We start from the raw sequence: 17,266 nt of genomic DNA, 5'->3' as shown, positions 1-17,266 counted from the left end.
TGAAGGCTGTCATTATGTGAAGTGACATTTGTCATTATGTAATATAACAATTGTATTGCAGGGACTAGATAGTCTTTGTTGTCCACTGGCTGCAATCCCAAACATCAGTAGCTAATCCCTCGTAGAACTCAGGCTCATGGCAAACCATAAGGATACTTCCGTTGTATTCCTTAAGGGCACGCTTAAGCTCATCCTTGGCATCTACGTCTAAGTGGTTGGTAGGCTCGTCCAAAAGCAGAAGATTTGTCTCACGGTTTAAAAGCTTGCAAAGACGAACCTTTGCCTGCTCTCCACCGGAAAGAACTCGACATAAGCTCTCAATGTGCTTTGTTGTAAGTCCACATTTTGCAAGGGCAGAACGTACCTCATTCTGATTATATGATGGGAACTCGTTCCAGATTTCCTCGATACATGTAGTGGAAATATGCTGATCCATCTCCTGCTCGAAGTATCCAATCTCAAGGAATTCTCCCTGATAAACTGTACCTGAAAGTGGTGGAATAAGACCTAAGATACTCTTTAAAAGAGTAGTCTTTCCGATACCGTTGGCACCTGTAAGTACAATCTTCTGCTTGCGCTGCATCTCCAAGTTAAGAGGCTTTGAAAGTGGCTCGTTCTTATCGTAACCAATAACAAGCTCCTTTGTAGAAAAGATTACTCTACTTGGTGTGCGGGCTTCCTTAAAGTAAAACTCTGGCTTTGGCTTCTCTGCTGCAAGCTCGATTACATCCATCTTATCAAGCTTCTTCTGACGAGACATAGCCATATTACGTGTAGCTACATTAGCCTTGTTGCGGGCAACGAAATCCTTTAGCTCAGCAATCTCCTTCTGCTGTCTGTTGTAGGCAGCCTGAAGTTGACTTTGCTTCATAGCATAAACTTCCTGGAACTTGTCATAATCTCCTACGTAGCGGTTAAGCTGCTTGTTATCCATGTGGTAAATGAGATTGATAACTGAGTTCAGGAATGGAACGTCATGGGAAATAAGAATAAATGCGTTCTCATAATCGTTCAGATATCTCTTGAGCCACTCGATGTGCTCCACATCAAGATAGTTAGTAGGCTCATCCAAAAGAAGGATATCTGGCTTCTCTAAAAGAAGCTTTGCCATAAGGACCTTAGTACGCTGGCCACCGGATAGTTCTGTAACGTCCTTATCTAATCCAAGCTCCAATACACCAAGTGCTCGGGCTACTTCTTCTACCTTTGCATCTATCATGTAAAAATCGTGCATAGTAAGAAGGTCTGCAATGGTACCTGCCTCCTCCATACGCTTGTTCATTTCGTCATCATCAGTGACATCACCCAGGCTGGCATAGATGTCGTTCATCTCCTGCTCCATGTCATAGAGGAAATCGAAGGCTGAGTGAAGTACGCTTCCGATAGTCATGCCCTTTTCAAGTGCTGTGTGCTGATCAAGGTATCCTACACGCACCTTTTTAGACCATTCGATTTTTCCCTCATCAGGCTGAAGCTTTCCAGTGATGATATTCATAAAAGTAGACTTGCCTTCGCCGTTTGCTCCGACAAGTCCGATATGCTCTCCCTTTAAAAGTCTGAATGACACATCCTCAAAAATAGCACGGTCACCAAAACCATGGGATAAATGTTCTACGTTTAAAATACTCATTCCTAAAACCTTTCAAAATCAGGCATAGTCTCCTATGCCAAGTACTGCTTTAATCCCTCCAGGGATTTGATTGCCTCTGCACGTCCCATTTCGTATACGCGCTGAAGCTCATCAGGATTTTTCTCAGTAGGATTAATATTTGGTGCTACCGATGGCCTGATAACAAAAACCTCTCCTGCCTTTTCCTTTTCACGGATGTATGCCTTCTCATCATTGTACATCTTATAGCGATCCTTCATGGTCTTTATCATGTTTGGATATTTGCCAAGTACAAGCTTTATAATCCCCATATACTTCTGAGGCTTCTTAACATAGTCTGCAGGCTGGGTTTCGATTACAAGGATTCTATCACATTTTTGGCTTTCCATAAACCTTAAAGGTATGGAATCTGCCATTCCTCCATCAAGATACAGCCCTCCATCTATTTCCACCGGACGGGAAAACATAGGCATAGATGCTGATGCACGTATCCATTTAATATCCTGACCGTCTCTTGATTTCTCTCGATTAATACAGTTGTGATAGACAGCCTTTCCTGTGTTTATGTCTGTAGCAACACAGAAGAAATCCATAGGGTTATTGTAAAAGGTGTCCACATCCCAAACATCTAATTCGTATGGAAGTGTGCCGTAGCAAAATGACACATTATATAAATCACCAGTCTTAATTAGTGAGCGAACACTACAGTACCTCTTATCGTTACAGTAAGTCTTATTGTATCTAAGAGGTCTGCCTATCTGCTTTGATTTAAAATTCAATCCAAATGTAGCCCCAGCAGATACACCTACTGCACTGTCAAACTCTATACCATTTTCCATCAATACATCGATAACTCCGCAGGTGAAAATGCCACGCATAGCTCCACCTTCCATAACTAGTCCCTTTTTCATTATGCCTTAACCTCCAAAAAGAGGGACCACACCATGGTCCCTCGACGTTATATCATATTAAACCTTTACTCGAAGTAAAAATCAATAGTTCCCATTCCATTATCTACATTTGCCTTGATAAGTGGCTGAGACATATCCTGCGAACACTCGCCGTGCATATTGATTTTCCCCATTCCATTGTCGCAGTTAAATGATACTCTGAACTCCTTTGGGAAATAAACTGAAAGACTTCCCATGCCATTGTCGATATCAAGAACTGCACCATTTGGATCAACTGTTGTTCCATTGAAGTATACTGTAAGCTGACCAAGAGCATTGTCGATGCTGCCCTTCTTCATATCGTTAATCTTGATATACTGAGTTCTTGAACCAAGGCTATTATCAAGGTCGAAGTTACCTTCATCCTCCCAGTACTCTGCCTTTCCACTTACATCGATAGTATGGCTGTCTCCATCACGAACAATGTTTATGTGATGTGACTTTTTTCCAAAAATCATTGAAAGACCTGCGCCAATGAGTACGAAAGCAAGCATTATGATAGCAAAATGAATATCACCAAGTCCAAGCTCTGACTGGAATAAGCAAGTCATAACACCCAAAGGAATAGACATTCCTAAGAAGCTTCTCTCAATAAGCTGCTCTACAAATACTACAACCATAATGATACATACTGCCATTTTTACCATTGGAAACTCTGTGAAATAGTTTGATCTGCTAAGTAATAAGCATACCGCAAATGCGATAAGTGCAAGACCTCTAATAATGTTTCTAATCTTTGATTTTGTCATCTCTTTATCCTCTTTTCATCCATTATTTCTATAAGTGCTTTAATGTAGTTGCGTGATGCATAAGCCTTCTTAGTGGAATTTCTAAATGAAATCTCACTTGCTCCAGTGATGTTCTTTTTGATTGATGAAATCAAATCCGTATTTACGATAGTTGATTTCGACACTCGTTTGAATTCTCTCGGTAGCAATTCTTCCAACTCATATAGCTTTTGTCTTACCCTGTAGATGGATTTCCCCGTATGGATTGATATGTAATTTCCATCAGCCTCAACAAATATTATTGATTTGACCTCCACGTAATATTCCGTGTCATCAATGTAGGCTGATATTTTCTGTGCCCCCATTTGTCCCCCAGACAACAGTCGCTGCAGCTCTAATATCTCCTCTGTTATCTCTCGGCAGTGAATGGTTATCATATCCTGCTGTAAAGAATCATCTACGTCAATATTTATCTTCATAACTATTGGCGCCTCCTATGATTTATATTCTACACATCTTTTTCCCCTACACAACAATTTGGGATAAGAGGTAATTATTTTGATATCAAAGGTAATAATTCTATTTGCAAAAAGAACAGCCATGGATGTGACTGTTCCTTAATTACTAATCTAAATTCACTTTAATAAGGTAGTTGTGATAGCCTCCATAGTAGCTATTCTCAAGCTGTAGTTCCACATCTCCCAGCTGTAAAAGCTTATAGAGATTGATTGGTGTGCCAGCAAAATCATAGCTCTGGTACTCAAATTGACCTATATAAATGTACTGGATATTATATTTCTTTATAAGCTCTTTTGTTGTATCCAGGTCGTAACCTGTATAGATTTCACGAATATCCGCAGCTCTACTCTCGACAGCCTCCTGGCTAAATCTCCAAAGCCACTCATGTGCATACCATCCCAATACTGTAGGACAACCTGATGCTACCGACATTCTGCCTGCATCAGTATAAGCGTCACCATAGTTCTCTAATACTACTGGTGGCTTATCATAATCGAGACTGTTCAGATAATCTACGACCTGTAAATCCTCTACAAACTGTGGATTGTTCTGCATAAACGCTGTGGCATTTAAAGTTCTTTGTCTTGAGCTGTCGAAGATATTTCCAAACCAGTTGTGACAGCTTACAAAATAGTAAGACATGCAGACAAGCGTAGGCACTAAAAGTACACATGCCAAAATCTTTTTAACCTTTGTCTTCTTAAAGGTAAAAAGAGAAATCAAGGCATAGCCTGTGATTATTCCAAACATAATACAAGACTGATATGTCAGCTTAAAGGTTGTGTTTGCTCTGGCGTAATCGATGTTATAAATATCTTTTACATAAATAATCTCTGGGATAAGAATCAATCCTATTGAACAGCAGGTAAATAGCATCACAATAAGATCTGCAATATTCGCATTTACGATAATTCTGCCAAGAACATTTATTTTCTTATCCTGAGTCTTGTCCTCATCATTTAAGTAATCCTTGATAGCAAATACCAAACAGATAACTGCAGTAGCTACTGGTAAAAGCCAAAGAACAAGAAGCTGATGGAACAAAGTGTGATTCTCACAAAGGAAAATACCACCCTCCATCTTTGTAAAGTTCAGCTTAAATGGAAGGATTACTATATTAGCAATCGCCATAATGAATGCGATTTGGATTACTGAGAAGAGTGTGCACTTCTTGTTAAATCCGTATACCTTGAAGTCTACAAATAAAACTGTCAGCGCGGAAATCATCATGTAGATTGCATAATCCCAGTAGTTATTTCCCTGGAAGAAGCCTGTGAAGAAGCCGCAGAGAAGCACTGTAGGATTAAGAGCCTTAAGTACAAAATCCTTTGGTGTGAAATCCAATTGGAGCTTCTGATTCTTGCCCTTCTTATCTGCCATCTGTGTAGCAAAGGCAATGATGATTCCAATGATTGTAAGCACGAACATGATGTTAATAACATGTGCATGCAAATCACCAATTACAAAGGAATATGATGGAGTCTCTGTGATAGTCTTATCCATTCTCTCAGGCACATAACCAACATATCTGGTACTCTCTGGGAACCAGTATGAGTACTCCGTATTTCCGATAATCGCATTATAGGCGTTTAATACAATTCCAAAGACGATAAAATGAGCGCTTCCTTCAAAGCACACTCCAGCACCGCCAAGTAAGCCACCAATAATTCCATGAACCTTCTTAAAGCCTGCACCAAACTTTGTCTGAATAAGCTTGTAAGTACATGAGAATGCCTCTACAAATGCCATAGAGCATACTGTGTAAAACATGATATTGTAGCTGAATCTCACATCATTAAAGGAAAGCTGATTGATAAAGGCTGCAAAGTACTGACCTAAATAGTAGTAATTGAGGTTTTCAGATGCGAACCAAATATCTTCTACTGGGAAGTATGTAAGCTTTGTCATGGTGTTCATGAAGCCATAATCCATGAATTTCTCTGTGCCATATGCATCTGGCTTAAAAGATTTCATGTAAAGCAGGCATGTGAGAAGAAGGAGGAACATAAGCTCCTCGGCTATCATGAGCTTCAGGTTATCCTTGTCGATAGAAACAGTGGTGTCTTTTTTCTTATCTTGTAGGATTGATACTGTTGAAATAATCACCGCTAAAAGAACTGTAATAAAGGCACAGTTTAAAGGTGTGAATTTTAACAGCTTAAGATTAGACAGCCAGAATACCACCATTCCAGAAATAGAAACACCTAAGACCTTCGAGAATATATATCCTCTGTCAGTGAAGTTCTTGAAGATTTTTTTAGTCAATGAAAAAAAGCCTATACCAACTATCAACAGGGCAAAATACCACTTATAGATGTATACGCTTTCTTCCTTAAATAGAAGACCAATCATGCCAAGAAGAATTATGAAAATAGCACTCTCTGGCACGTAGTCCTTATAATTAAATTTCTTATTCAAAACATTAGTCCCCCAATCGTATGTTATCCATACTCATCTCCCCGTATTCGTCAATTATATCGTAATACGAGGGGAATTCCTAGGGAAAAACTAAAAATATTACAAATTTATTACTATGCAATTAGATTATGCAGCTCTGAGCTTTCCTTGCAAGTTCAAGTTCACACTTCATTCTTCGGTTAAGGATTTCCTTCTGCTGGAAAATAAGCTTCTCCACTGCATCGTCACTCCCTGCCATCTTTTTCATAGTCTCCACAGATTCAATCATGTTCTCATACTGGGAAACCTTATTCTTATATTCGCTCATAAGCATTGAAGGTATCTTGGCTGTCCTAAATAAAACATCCACCCTCTCATGTACCTGCAAAACCTGTTTATTTAAGTCTTGTAATTCTTTATCCATTCTACCACCCCTCTTAATTAATCCATTATCTTCATTCCATAAGAAAATGCATTTGGAAACATAAAATCCTTCTCTACACCTGATTCAAATTGTACTGAAAACTTCTCTGGCTGTCCATCATCTGAAAGAATAACATCAGTGATTGCCCCTTTTCCATATTTCTTTTGAGAAACAACCTGGCCTATTATTAACCTGTCTGGAGCACTTTCATTTCCTTTGCTTGTGACCTTAGGCTGCTTGAAATATGATGTAACCTTTGTGGCTGAGTAGGATGCCTTGTTTTCTATTTCGGCATTCTTGGTCTCAGGCTTTAGTTCATTAATGAAAGTTGAGTTCCTGTTTTCATATTTGAAGATAGTCAGCTTATCCTTGGCTCTGGTCATACCAACATAAAAGATTCTTCGTTCTTCCTCATAATCTCGCTTCTCCTGAGGTGTAGCCTTTGTATTAGCTCTTAGTACTTTGTTTGGAAATACACCGTTAATTACATCCATCAAGATTACCGAATCATACTCTAATCCCTTGCTGGAATGAATTGTAGAAAGAATAAGCTTGGAACTACTATCATTCTTCTTTTCCATAAGAATTCTTCTGAGCTCATTCAATCTGTTTAGGAAGGATGGAATATCTTTTTCTTTTTTAGCCAGCATCTTCAGGATGAAGATTTTGTTGGTGTCTATATTGTTGTCATTAAGATAATCTCCATAACCCATAAAATTCTCTATGCGGTTAATTGCCTTGTAAGGAGTCTCATCCACCATATTTCTATAGTGGGTTCTTAAGGATTTACAATTGCCTAAGACATGACCTTTAAGATTTAAAAGCTCTATAGCATCTAACACATCTGAATGATTTCTCTCTGCAAGCTCACACATTTCTATAGCATCCTTCTTGCTGAGATACAGCTGGAACTTGAAATATATCTTCATAAACAGCTCTGCATCCATCGGCACGAAAGCAAACTGAAGCATATTGATTATGTCGATAACCACCCTGTTTGTGAAGAAAGCCATGTCTACATTTTTTATGTTATAAGACACCGACTGTCTTTCCAACGCATCTACAAGAGGAAGCACGCTTTCATTATCTCGGTACAATACTGCCGTCTTCGTATTTACGTTTTCTGCCACCTTCACCAGATAGCTGTACTGCTTTTCTCTGTCTATCTTTACAAAGCTAATCTCGCTCTTGGCATCCTTTGTGGCACAGATATGCTTTTTATGTCTGTCCTTATTGTGCTGGATAAAGATATCTGCCGCTTCTACAATTTTAGCATTAGAACGATAATTCTTATCCATCACCAACACTTTTGCACCTACATGATTTCTTTCAAAATTCAACAGTGCGTCTGGATAAGCTGCTCTAAATCCGTAAATACTCTGATCCTCATCGCCTACCATAAAAAGATTTCCACTTTCACCGGAAAGTAAGGAAATTATCATGTGCTGAATCTTTGAGGTATCTTGGGCCTCATCCACACAAATATATTTGTACATCTTTCTATAGTAGTTGAGCACCACAGGTGAACCCTTCAGGATTCTGTAGGCATACAGCATCTGGTCATCATAATCCATCAGGCTGTGATTCTTCAGCTCATTATTGTATGCCTCATATATCTTGCGAAGATTTATATCCTCATCTTTGCCAAGCTTATCAATCTCATCACCTGTAAGATACATATTCTTACAGTAGGTTATGAGTGTGCGGATATTTTTTATATCACTCTCTGTAGGATATTCCCCTTCCACATTTAGATATATGCTTGAAAGGAGTCTGATTATCTCCTTCTCGTCCGTCAAAAGCTCAAAGGAATTCTTTCCAATCATTCTGCCATAATAGGCAATGACCTTGGAACAAATTCCATTTATAGTTCTGAATTCTAATCTATCCGAAAGATCTGGGCCAAATATTTTTTCAAATCTGTTGGCCATGTCCTTTGTGGCTGCCACTGTGTAGGTCAAAGTCAAAATATTCTCCGGGGCTATTCCCTTACAATAAATCATGTATCCAAGGCGGTTCACCAAAACTGTGGTCTTACCACTTCCTGGAACAGCCAAAAGCAGCACGGGCCCTTCGACGGTCCGTACTGCTTCCATTTGTTGCTCATTTAATTGTGATGTGTATAACTCAATAAATTGTTTTTCTAACATTAATTCTTTCTAGCTCTTTCATCCCAGACGCTTACATCCATGCCGATAACGTCAGATGTAAAAGGTGTTCCATCCTCTTTCTCGTAATGGAGCTGGGCTTTTTTTACATACTTAAATCCAATATATAAAAGAGGAATGTTGCAGTATGCAATCAAGATATTAGCAAAATCTGATAAATCCCACAATGCCCCTAAATCCATTCCAACGATGGATGTAAGCATTCCGAAGCAAATTACAAGGATATCCAGCACTCTGATTACATTGATAAATGTCTTACTACGGTTTATTCTGTTAGCACAAATCTCCGAGAAGGACATAAATCCAAGGAGACATGTAAATGCAAACAAACCAAAGCATAGAGATATCAACAATGTAACTACGTTATTAAATGCTGTTCCTGGTGTAAGCTCTGCTGCAGATGCAAGGTACTTTGGAAGCTTTCCAAGCTCAAACCAAGCTGCTCCATTATCTGTAAGCCATACGCGACCCATAATAACTACAAAACCTGTAAGGGTACAAATTACTATTGTATCAAGGAAAACACCAATAGCCTGTACACAACCCTGATCACATGGATGTTCTGCATCTGAAGCAGCTGCTGGCATTGTGATAGTACCTTGACCAGCTTCATTAGACATAAGACCTCGCTTGACACCCTGCATTAATGCAATACCAAAGGCACCTCCGAATACAGCCTCTGGCTTGAAGGCCTCGGTAAATACTGCATAGAAGAACCAAGGAATTCTTGTAAAGTTGATAATGATAAGTACAAATACGGTAACCACGTACACAATTGCCATTACAGGTACAAGAATATCTGTCACATGGGAAATCTTCTTTGTTCCACCAAAGGAAACCGCGATTGTTGCGATGATTACGATTACAAAACCAATCCAATATACTGCATGCGTTGTTGGAAGCTCTGTTCCACTTACTATGCTTGCTATCTGTCCCATTGCAGATACTGTATTAAAGCCCTGTGCTGGGAAGCAAAGCAGCGCATAAATGATATACATAAGAGAAAGTACAACACCTACGATTGCTGAGTTTTTAAGAAGTCTTCTGCCGTAGAAAGCCATACCACCAATGTATTCATCATCCTTTTTCTCTTTGAAAATCTGGGAAAGTGTAGACTCTACAAATGCTGTAGACATTCCGAAGAATGCAGAAATCCACATCCACAGCAATGCACCTGGGCCGCCTACTGATACAGCGCCTGTTACGCCAAGGATGTTACCAGGGCCTACGCGCATTGCTGTGGATAGGAAAAATGATGCAAGCGGAGAAATACCTGTCTTCGCTTTACTATTCTTTAAAACCTCTATTCCCCTCTTAAACTTTCTAACCTGAATAAAACGAAGTCTAATAGAAAAATAGATTCCCGAGCCAATTAATAAAATAATAGCCAGTGAGAAATTTCCAAGGATTGGAATACCTGCATACCAATCAAAATTCGTAGGAAAATCCCAAAATAAATCAGAAACTACCTGAATCTTACCACATACTGCTGTAATAAAGCTTAATAGTGCATCCATAACTTTCTCCCTTCGTTAGAATCGTTTACTAATTACAGTATACCCTATTAAGCTTCAAGTTCTATATAAATTTTACAGCTGTGCCATAGGCAAGAACCTCTGCTGCGCCCTGCATTACGCTTGAGCCTGAATAACGTACTCCAATAATAGCGTCTGCGCCAAGCTGCTCAGCCTCATCTACCATACGCTTTGTGGCGATCTGTCTTGCCTCTGTAAGCATCTCTGTGTAGCCAGCGAGCTCACCACCTACAATAGTCTTCATACCAGCCATAAAATCTCTTCCGATATTCTTTGACTGTACGATTGTACCCTTTACCAATCCTAATACTTCGTATTCCTGTCCTGGAATGTTTTCAATACTTATTAGCTTCATTTTGTTCTCCTCCATCTATTTCCTTTAATCTTTGTGATAGTGCCAAACAGACTCCAATTATTGCAGCTATAAATAGAGCAATCATAAGAATTATGAAAAACATTGGCGTTTCTGGATCTGACATCTTTCCCAACACCATTAATGCAATCATAGCTACCATAAATATTATGAATACTACTGCTGCAATCTTAGGACCACGCTTTGCCTTTTTTACATCAACCTTATTGATATCCATAAAGCTTACGCCTCCCTTCTCAAGGCGTTTCATATCATCCAGATATTTTTCTACATCCATGTCCTCCAGCTCATCACTGGTATCGATGATTTCCTGACAAAGCCGCGACAGAATATCCATGTCCTTTTGTCTTTTGGCAAATTCTTGTTTCTGCTTTTGCAAGCAATCATCTAATGAGATTTCCTTTGCCTGAAGCTTACGGATTTCTTCAATAGGCACCTCGAGTCTTCTAAGGAGTTTGATTTTGTTTAGAACTCTTACATCCTCCAATGAGTACTCTCTGTAGCCATTCTCTGAATTTCTTTTTGGAGTAATTAAGCCTTGGTCTTCATAAAATCTTATGTTCTTTTTTGTGATTCCCACAAGCTCTTCTACCTGGTTGATCTTCATTAAAACGCCCTCACTAACGATTGTCCTTTAAAAGATTTGGCCTTATCTTTGCCTAAAATATAAACCTTCCACAAGATGGAAGGTCAATACTTTTCTATATATTTTATAAAATAAATTCCATAATACGTTCTTTGGTCTTCATTCCAAGACCTTCATAGAAAGCTTCAGCTCTGTCGTTGCCTGTCCAGACTGCTAAAGTCACTTCATAGCAACCCATTTGCTTTGCTTCTTCTTTGACATATTCAAACAAAGCTTTTCCTACATGCTGACCTCTCGCTTTTTCATCCACGCACAAATCATCGATATAAAGTTGCTTAAACTTTACCTTGTTTGTGGCATCTTCCGGTGTCTCTTTTATCTCACAGATGGCATAACCCAACACGTTATCCTCTTCATCTACGGCAACGTATATAGGTTTTGTCTCCACACCAAGCATCTCTTTTACATCTTCAAAGCTGTACTTGGTAGTACCTGAAATAAAAATGTCTGGTCTGATTTTTGCATGAACTTCCAGTACCTGCTGCAGTAGGTCTATAATCTTTGGAATGTCCTTTTCCTGAGCTAATCTTATTGTCATGGGTTTTGCCTTTCTAGCTTATGATATCTGCCACCTTGATATTTGCAATTTTTATCAGGTCAGCTGGTGCTAATTCGATTTGTGCTCCCACCTTTCCTGCGCTGACAAATACTTTTTCATAGCTTTCCGCTGTTTCATGTATAAATGTGGCGAACTGCTTTTTCATTCCAATTGGTGAGCATCCACCATGCACATAGCCAGTCAGGCCTAGCAAATCCTTTTGCTTAATCATGCTGATTGATTTCTCACCTGCTGCCTTGGCTGCTTTCTTCAAATCAAGCTCTGCCTCCACCGGCACAACGAACACGTAGTAAGCGCCTGTCTTTCCCTGGGTGACAAGTGTCTTAAAGACCTTTTCCGTGTCCTCCCCAAGAATTCCTGCTATCTGCTCACCTGTAAGTGTAGGATCTGCCTCATAAGTGTGGCTTTCATACTTTATTTTCTTCGAGTCCAGGACTCGCATTACATTTGTCTTATCATTGTTTTTCATTTACTTATTACCTTCTAATTCCTTCATGAAATCTGCTATGATTTCATTTATTTCCTCTGGCCTGTCAGTATTTGAATTGTGACCTGCTCCCTCAATCCAGTGGATTGGAAGCCCTGTCTTTTTATGCCATGCTTTATTATACCTGATACAAGAGCCTGCGTGGTCCTTTGTTCCACAAATTAATCTTGCAGGACACTTTATTTCATAAGGAAGTGCTTCCTCTACAGCCTCCACAAGAATCTTGTAGCCACCTCCTGCAAGCTTTGCATATCTGTCCTTATCTCCATCGTAGGTCATCATGAATTCTTTCATAAGGGCTCTTCCATATTCAGATGTAGCTACATAATCTGTGCCCTGTCTAAGCAGAGTCTTCCAAGGATAATAGCGATAAACTGGCTCCATTCTGTGAAGTAGCCACAGCTCCAGCTTGGTGTAATACTGAGTTTGAAGTGGTGCAGAATCCACAGAAATAAATCCCTTTAGCTTTTCTGGGAAAAGTTGAGCATACATCTGTCCCAGATATCCTCCCATGGACTGGCCTATTATTACTGGATTATCAAAACCATTTTCTTTAAGGATTTCATCTACCCATATTGCCTTATCCTTTAATGAAAATGTCATCTCAAAAGGGTAAGATGTGTCATGTCCTGGTGCATCCCACACAAACACAGGATACTTCCCTTCAAACTCCTGAAGCTGCTTTTCGAATAATCTATGGGCAGCTGTTAATCCTGGTAGAAAAACCAGCTGGTAACTCTGATTTGCGCCTTCTGTATTTATCCAGTAGTGGATATCTCCTTTGGGTGTTTTGTAAATTTTTTCTGTCATGAGGTCTCCTTGCTGTCTAGTGTTTGTTAGTACATTGTTATCTTGTAATTTCTATTTATCAAGTTCTAGTCGCATTAAAACCAGCTCCTGCCATTTGCCTGCTCTTGTTTTAAAGCCTCTTGGATTCCTGCCATATTCTATAAAGCCATGCTTTTTGTAAAGATTTTGGGCGGCTTCATTGTCTGCTACAACATCTAACTCAAGCTGTAAGTATCCAGCTTCTTTAGCAGCTTCTACACACATTGCCGTCAACTCATTTCCAATTCCTAGTCCCCAGTAATCCTTCATTACGGTGATTCCAAACTCGGCTCTGTGTCTGGTCTTATCCCTGTCACGAATCATATCAATTCCAGCACTGCCAATGAGCTTTCCTTCCACTATGGCTACTATTTCAATATCATGGGAGCTATCTTTTCTCCCTCGTAGATGGGCAGCCACCATCTGCTCATTATGCTCAGTTTCATCTGGGTATGTGGTGAGAAACTCTGTCTCTGCATGAGAATCAGTGAAATATTTCATGAAATCTATCGCATCCTCTGGCTCTCCATTTCTTAGAATACATTCTCTTCCATCTTTTAGTTGAATTGCTTTGTATGTAATCAAGGTCTCCTCCTTTGGTCTACTCTTCTATAAGCTTTTTCGCCTTTTCATAGTCGGCTCTGCTAACATATATTTTATAAAGAAATGTTAGGTTCCCTATAGCCTGCCCACCGGAATATGCTCCACCATTACCAATGCTAGTTGTCATAGAAGAATGCAATGCCATATCAAAATTTGACTGATTCCTCTTTGTTCTAGTCTCATAGCTGATGCTATTAGCTTTTAGAAGCTCTGTTATTCTTGCTATTTCCATAGATGAATAGTCTTCGTATAGCTTCTTTCTGTTGAATAGTGTGACCATAACATTTCTCCTTTCACTCCCGCAGGAATATAAGACACTCCTCTTAAATTGTATACTAAATAATTACTCAAATTATAGCAATACCAGATTGATTTGCAAACAAAAAGAGCTCCGAGAAAAACTCGAAGCCTTCAATATCTACTTATTTTTAATCACTCTAAATGATTCTAATATAGTCTGATGCCTAATCTCAGTAGCATTAAACTTCACTGTAAAGAATGCGAACTGCATGATAGGTCCCATTCCAAAGGCACATATAATTGTACCTATTCCAACTGGCCCACCTAGTAGCCAACCAACTACAGTAGCTGTAGCAAGTAGCATGATACTTACTAGACCAATAGATACATGCTTAGTTCTTCTTGTTAACCCTATAAGAAGAGTATCACGAGGGCCACATCCTAAGGATGCACTCATATATGTGTACTGGGTATAACCCATTATGAATAACCCTAAAATCATCATTGGAATTGCCAAGAAAATTGAATCACACTTTTCAACTAAATTTATTCTATTAAAAAGATCTACTGTTTTACCTACTACAATAGAATCTATTATCATAGCGATTCCGATAGGCTCTTTCATTAAAATATCTATTCCGAGAATCGAAAAAGATACTATGATAGCTGCTGTGCCGTAAAGGATTCCAAAGGTATTAGATAAACCAAGATTAAGCACATCCCAAGGTGATGCTCCAATATTAGCCTGAATAGTAAGATAAACTCCAAACCCATTAACGAATAAGCTTGCTGTCGCCAGCAGCACGTTTAATACTATTTTCTTTAATGTGTCGTTATCTTTATTCCTTTGAAACACTTTTTACTACCTCTATGCATTTTACTTTTATATATACCGCTGTGGATTATAACATAAAAATAACAATAAAAAAATTATAAGAAAAGGACTCTAGCATTTTTATAACTAAAAAGCCCTCCGAGGGGAATCCTCGAAGGGCATGATTTTATAATTTGGGTTGGACTGTTCGCTCGTTATTACTCGATGATTGTAGCAACACGACCAGAACATATTATTACCTCAATATCGCATATACAACATAGATGACATACAATATAACCATCGAAAGGCCTTCTGGTCGATTTATTCTTGCAGATGTTCTTGCATAAATGAGTGTCATAATACTGCTTAAGATTAACACTATTATATCAATTATTGTCGCCAAATTTACAGTCATTGGATGTATTGTTCCAGATAATCCTAATATCAATAATAAATTAAAAATATTGGATCCAACTGCATTTCCAATAGCTAGTCCTGTTTCACCTTTTTGGGAGGCAACTATTGATGTTACAAGCTCAGGCAATGAAGTTCCTACAGCAACTATAGTTAAACCTATTAATGTCTCGCTCATTCCTGCCATTCTAGCTATTTCTCTTGCTCCATTTACTACAGCCTGGCCGCCTCCGATAATTAATACAAGCCCCACTATAGCTAATACCAAGCATTTCCAAATAGGCAAATACTGCACATCATCTTCTTCAATTGGATTTTTTCTGGCATCACATATTAATAAATATAGGTATATAGCAAAGCTTATTATTAGCGCTACACCTAACCACCGATGAATCATTCCAGCTTCATCGGTCACCCGAAGTCTTGATAATTGAATTTTTTGAAGTAGTGGATATTCTACACAAAAACCTAATGTCACTATTGTCGCTAATATAGATACCGGCATATCACGTTTTAAGATTTTTTTATCCACTTCTAAAGGGTGTATAGATGCACATATTCCTAACACAACCATAAGGTTAAAAATATTTGAGCCTACGACATTACTAACTGATATTTCATTTGCTCCTTGAATTGCGGCCGCCACACTTACTGCAAGTTCTGGTGCGCTAGTTCCTAATGCAACAATCGTTAATCCTATAATAACAGATGGTATTCTAAGGTTTTTAGCTATATCTGAACTGCCCTTGACAAACCAATCCGCACCTTTTATTAATGCAATAAATCCTATGACTAATACTGCTATATAAATTATCATTATTCATTCCTCTTATCGTCTTTATCTTTTTTCTCTGGACCATTTTCAATCCACCATGCAACGACGGCTCCACCAATAATTATTACTGCAAAAACTCCTATTAAAATATTTTCAAACATATTTTTAAACTCCTTTGTACGCAAAATAAACCTATGCAGTTTCTGCATAAGCTGAAAATCATAGGTTTTTGTTTTTCATCAGAAAAACAAGAACCGGACATAGACCAATATTTTCTGAAAGAAAATATTGCTTGGCGAAGCCAAGTTCTTGTGGGCTTTTTCCTTAAGTAGCCCACAAGAAGTCATAGTTGAAGTTTTAAATACGTTTGCGGCCGTCCTTATTGTGGATAAATCTGATAACGAAAGTTCTAAGATAGGTTGCTTCAGATATGAACAGATTATATCTTTTAAATATATAGAAACATCCTAATATAACTAATATGAGTGTATATAAAAAATATCTAAAATTAGAAAATGTTTTCAGTTGAGCTGCTTTAGCAATAGTACTTGCTACTACAGCACTAGAACTCTTTTCACTCTTGATTTCCATTTGAATACCATTAGGCACATGTATAGTTATAGATGGTGAATCATTATAACTAAATGCATCTGCCTCGGTATGACCGTCCTTATCAAGACAGAAAAAATTGCATAACAAAAAAAGACATACAAAAACATATATAATTTTTCTAATTATTGTCTTTTTCATTATATGTATCTTTCTATATAATCTCTTATGTTCCACATTTTCTCTTCACCTATTATCACCCATTACATTTTTATTTTCAACAAAGAAAAAAGCCCTCCGAGGAAATCCTTGTTGATTGTCAAGTAGATTTGACCCGCTTTTTCGTTTAGTTCTGACCCACCAGTGATGATTTTACTGGGTGGGTCAGTTTTTTTGTTATTCCTATTTTTTATACTTTGTTTTGACCCACCTCTTAGTGAGCAATTATCTGATAACCATCATTATGAAGTGAAGTCTGATCAATAATAATGGTTCTATCTATGACATTCATATTTACATACTTGCTGATTTCTAAAAGCTTATCTCCAATTAGCTCCTGGATGAGCTTATCCATTGCCACAGCTTTCGAATTATCATTAGGAAATGGTATTGCTTCCATTTCTTGGTGTGGAGCACAAAGCTCAT

At 38.4% G+C, this 17,266-nt stretch carries 18 protein-coding genes; all 18 read right to left on the bottom strand.

The window, feature by feature from the left end; translation table 11 throughout:
* Positions 1–64 precede the first annotated feature (64 nt).
* Positions 65–1,630 carry an ABC-F family ATP-binding cassette domain-containing protein gene (locus tag BUA88_RS12300; protein ID WP_072918490.1) on the bottom strand — a complete coding sequence of 522 codons (1,566 nt, stop codon included), beginning with the start codon at positions 1,628–1,630 and terminating at the stop codon, positions 65–67.
* 32 nt (positions 1,631–1,662) lie between these two features.
* Positions 1,663–2,520, bottom strand: a complete 858-nt coding sequence (locus BUA88_RS12295) for a patatin-like phospholipase family protein (RefSeq protein ID WP_072918488.1) — start codon at positions 2,518–2,520, stop codon at positions 1,663–1,665.
* 65 nt (positions 2,521–2,585) lie between these two features.
* The gene (locus BUA88_RS12290) at positions 2,586–3,308 is read right to left on the bottom strand and encodes a LiaF transmembrane domain-containing protein (protein ID WP_072918485.1); all 723 of its coding nucleotides are present in this window, start codon (positions 3,306–3,308) and stop codon (positions 2,586–2,588) included.
* Entirely contained in the window at positions 3,305–3,766 is a 462-nt protein-coding gene (locus BUA88_RS12285) for a LytTR family DNA-binding domain-containing protein (protein WP_072918482.1), read from the bottom strand. Before BUA88_RS12285 ends, BUA88_RS12290 begins: the two co-directional genes overlap by 4 nt.
* Before the next feature lie 145 nt (positions 3,767–3,911).
* Positions 3,912–6,224 (bottom strand): DUF2298 domain-containing protein, encoded by a 2,313-nt coding sequence (locus BUA88_RS12280; protein WP_072918479.1) that lies wholly within the window; start codon positions 6,222–6,224, stop codon positions 3,912–3,914.
* A 121-nt stretch (positions 6,225–6,345) separates the two neighbouring features.
* The gene (locus BUA88_RS12275; protein ID WP_072918477.1) at positions 6,346–6,627 is read right to left on the bottom strand and encodes a hypothetical protein; all 282 of its coding nucleotides are present in this window, start codon (positions 6,625–6,627) and stop codon (positions 6,346–6,348) included.
* Positions 6,628–6,644: 17 nt separating this feature from the next.
* The gene (locus BUA88_RS12270; protein ID WP_072918474.1) at positions 6,645–8,777 is read right to left on the bottom strand and encodes an ATP-dependent helicase; all 2,133 of its coding nucleotides are present in this window, start codon (positions 8,775–8,777) and stop codon (positions 6,645–6,647) included.
* Positions 8,777–10,312 carry an alanine/glycine:cation symporter family protein gene (locus tag BUA88_RS12265; protein ID WP_072918472.1) on the bottom strand — a complete coding sequence of 512 codons (1,536 nt, stop codon included), beginning with the start codon at positions 10,310–10,312 and terminating at the stop codon, positions 8,777–8,779. Before BUA88_RS12265 ends, BUA88_RS12270 begins: the two co-directional genes overlap by 1 nt.
* A 61-nt stretch (positions 10,313–10,373) precedes the next feature.
* A complete protein-coding gene (locus BUA88_RS12260; RefSeq protein WP_072918470.1) occupies positions 10,374–10,685 on the bottom strand; it encodes a YbjQ family protein in 312 nt (103 codons plus the stop codon).
* Positions 10,666–11,310: a MerR family transcriptional regulator gene (locus BUA88_RS12255; protein WP_072918467.1), complete on the bottom strand. Its 645-nt coding sequence runs from the start codon at positions 11,308–11,310 to the stop codon at positions 10,666–10,668. Before BUA88_RS12255 ends, BUA88_RS12260 begins: the two co-directional genes overlap by 20 nt.
* Before the next feature lie 103 nt (positions 11,311–11,413).
* A complete protein-coding gene (locus tag BUA88_RS12250) occupies positions 11,414–11,887 on the bottom strand; it encodes a GNAT family N-acetyltransferase (RefSeq protein ID WP_072918465.1) in 474 nt (157 codons plus the stop codon).
* Between the two features lie 13 nt (positions 11,888–11,900).
* Positions 11,901–12,377 carry a Cys-tRNA(Pro) deacylase gene (gene ybaK, locus BUA88_RS12245; protein ID WP_072918463.1) on the bottom strand — a complete coding sequence of 159 codons (477 nt, stop codon included), beginning with the start codon at positions 12,375–12,377 and terminating at the stop codon, positions 11,901–11,903.
* Entirely contained in the window at positions 12,378–13,205 is an 828-nt protein-coding gene (locus BUA88_RS12240) for an alpha/beta fold hydrolase (RefSeq protein ID WP_072918461.1), read from the bottom strand.
* Positions 13,206–13,256: 51 nt separating this feature from the next.
* A complete protein-coding gene (locus tag BUA88_RS12235; RefSeq protein WP_242939619.1) occupies positions 13,257–13,808 on the bottom strand; it encodes a GNAT family N-acetyltransferase in 552 nt (183 codons plus the stop codon).
* A 16-nt stretch (positions 13,809–13,824) separates the two neighbouring features.
* Positions 13,825–14,106 carry a hypothetical protein gene (locus BUA88_RS12230; RefSeq protein WP_072918458.1) on the bottom strand — a complete coding sequence of 94 codons (282 nt, stop codon included), beginning with the start codon at positions 14,104–14,106 and terminating at the stop codon, positions 13,825–13,827.
* A 138-nt stretch (positions 14,107–14,244) separates the two neighbouring features.
* On the bottom strand, positions 14,245–14,922 hold the full coding sequence (locus tag BUA88_RS12225; RefSeq protein ID WP_242939618.1) for a YczE/YyaS/YitT family protein: 678 nt from the start codon (positions 14,920–14,922) through the stop codon (positions 14,245–14,247).
* A 214-nt stretch (positions 14,923–15,136) separates the two neighbouring features.
* Entirely contained in the window at positions 15,137–16,114 is a 978-nt protein-coding gene (locus BUA88_RS12220; RefSeq protein WP_072918455.1) for a calcium/sodium antiporter, read from the bottom strand.
* 940 nt (positions 16,115–17,054) lie between these two features.
* Positions 17,055–17,266, bottom strand: a 212-nt coding sequence (locus BUA88_RS16190; RefSeq protein WP_159430897.1) for a hypothetical protein, incomplete at its 5' end; no start/stop codon positions are given.

Origin of the sequence: Pseudobutyrivibrio xylanivorans DSM 14809 (assembly GCF_900141825.1) — a bacterium.
Taxonomy (GTDB): Bacteria; Bacillota; Clostridia; order Lachnospirales; family Lachnospiraceae; genus Pseudobutyrivibrio; species Pseudobutyrivibrio xylanivorans.
This window is presented reverse-complemented; position numbering and strand designations above follow the sequence as displayed.

Bases quoted from the DNA above. Each gene is read 5' to 3' on its own strand.
- BUA88_RS12300 (WP_072918490.1), bottom strand. From the start codon at position 1,630: ATGAGTATTTTAAACGTAGAACATTTATCCCATGGTTTTGGTGACCGT.
- BUA88_RS12295 (WP_072918488.1), bottom strand. From the start codon at position 2,520: ATGAAAAAGGGACTAGTTATGGAAGGTGGAGCTATGCGTGGCATTTTC.
- BUA88_RS12290 (WP_072918485.1), bottom strand. From the start codon at position 3,308: ATGACAAAATCAAAGATTAGAAACATTATTAGAGGTCTTGCACTTATC.
- BUA88_RS12285 (WP_072918482.1), bottom strand. From the start codon at position 3,766: ATGAAGATAAATATTGACGTAGATGATTCTTTACAGCAGGATATGATA.
- BUA88_RS12275 (WP_072918477.1), bottom strand. From the start codon at position 6,627: ATGGATAAAGAATTACAAGACTTAAATAAACAGGTTTTGCAGGTACAT.
- BUA88_RS12270 (WP_072918474.1), bottom strand. From the start codon at position 8,777: ATGTTAGAAAAACAATTTATTGAGTTATACACATCACAATTAAATGAG.
- BUA88_RS12265 (WP_072918472.1), bottom strand. From the start codon at position 10,312: ATGGATGCACTATTAAGCTTTATTACAGCAGTATGTGGTAAGATTCAG.
- BUA88_RS12260 (WP_072918470.1), bottom strand. From the start codon at position 10,685: ATGAAGCTAATAAGTATTGAAAACATTCCAGGACAGGAATACGAAGTA.
- BUA88_RS12255 (WP_072918467.1), bottom strand. From the start codon at position 11,310: ATGAAGATCAACCAGGTAGAAGAGCTTGTGGGAATCACAAAAAAGAAC.
- BUA88_RS12250 (WP_072918465.1), bottom strand. From the start codon at position 11,887: ATGACAATAAGATTAGCTCAGGAAAAGGACATTCCAAAGATTATAGAC.
- ybaK (WP_072918463.1), bottom strand. From the start codon at position 12,377: ATGAAAAACAATGATAAGACAAATGTAATGCGAGTCCTGGACTCGAAG.
- BUA88_RS12240 (WP_072918461.1), bottom strand. From the start codon at position 13,205: ATGACAGAAAAAATTTACAAAACACCCAAAGGAGATATCCACTACTGG.
- BUA88_RS12230 (WP_072918458.1), bottom strand. From the start codon at position 14,106: ATGGTCACACTATTCAACAGAAAGAAGCTATACGAAGACTATTCATCT.
- BUA88_RS12220 (WP_072918455.1), bottom strand. From the start codon at position 16,114: ATGATAATTTATATAGCAGTATTAGTCATAGGATTTATTGCATTAATA.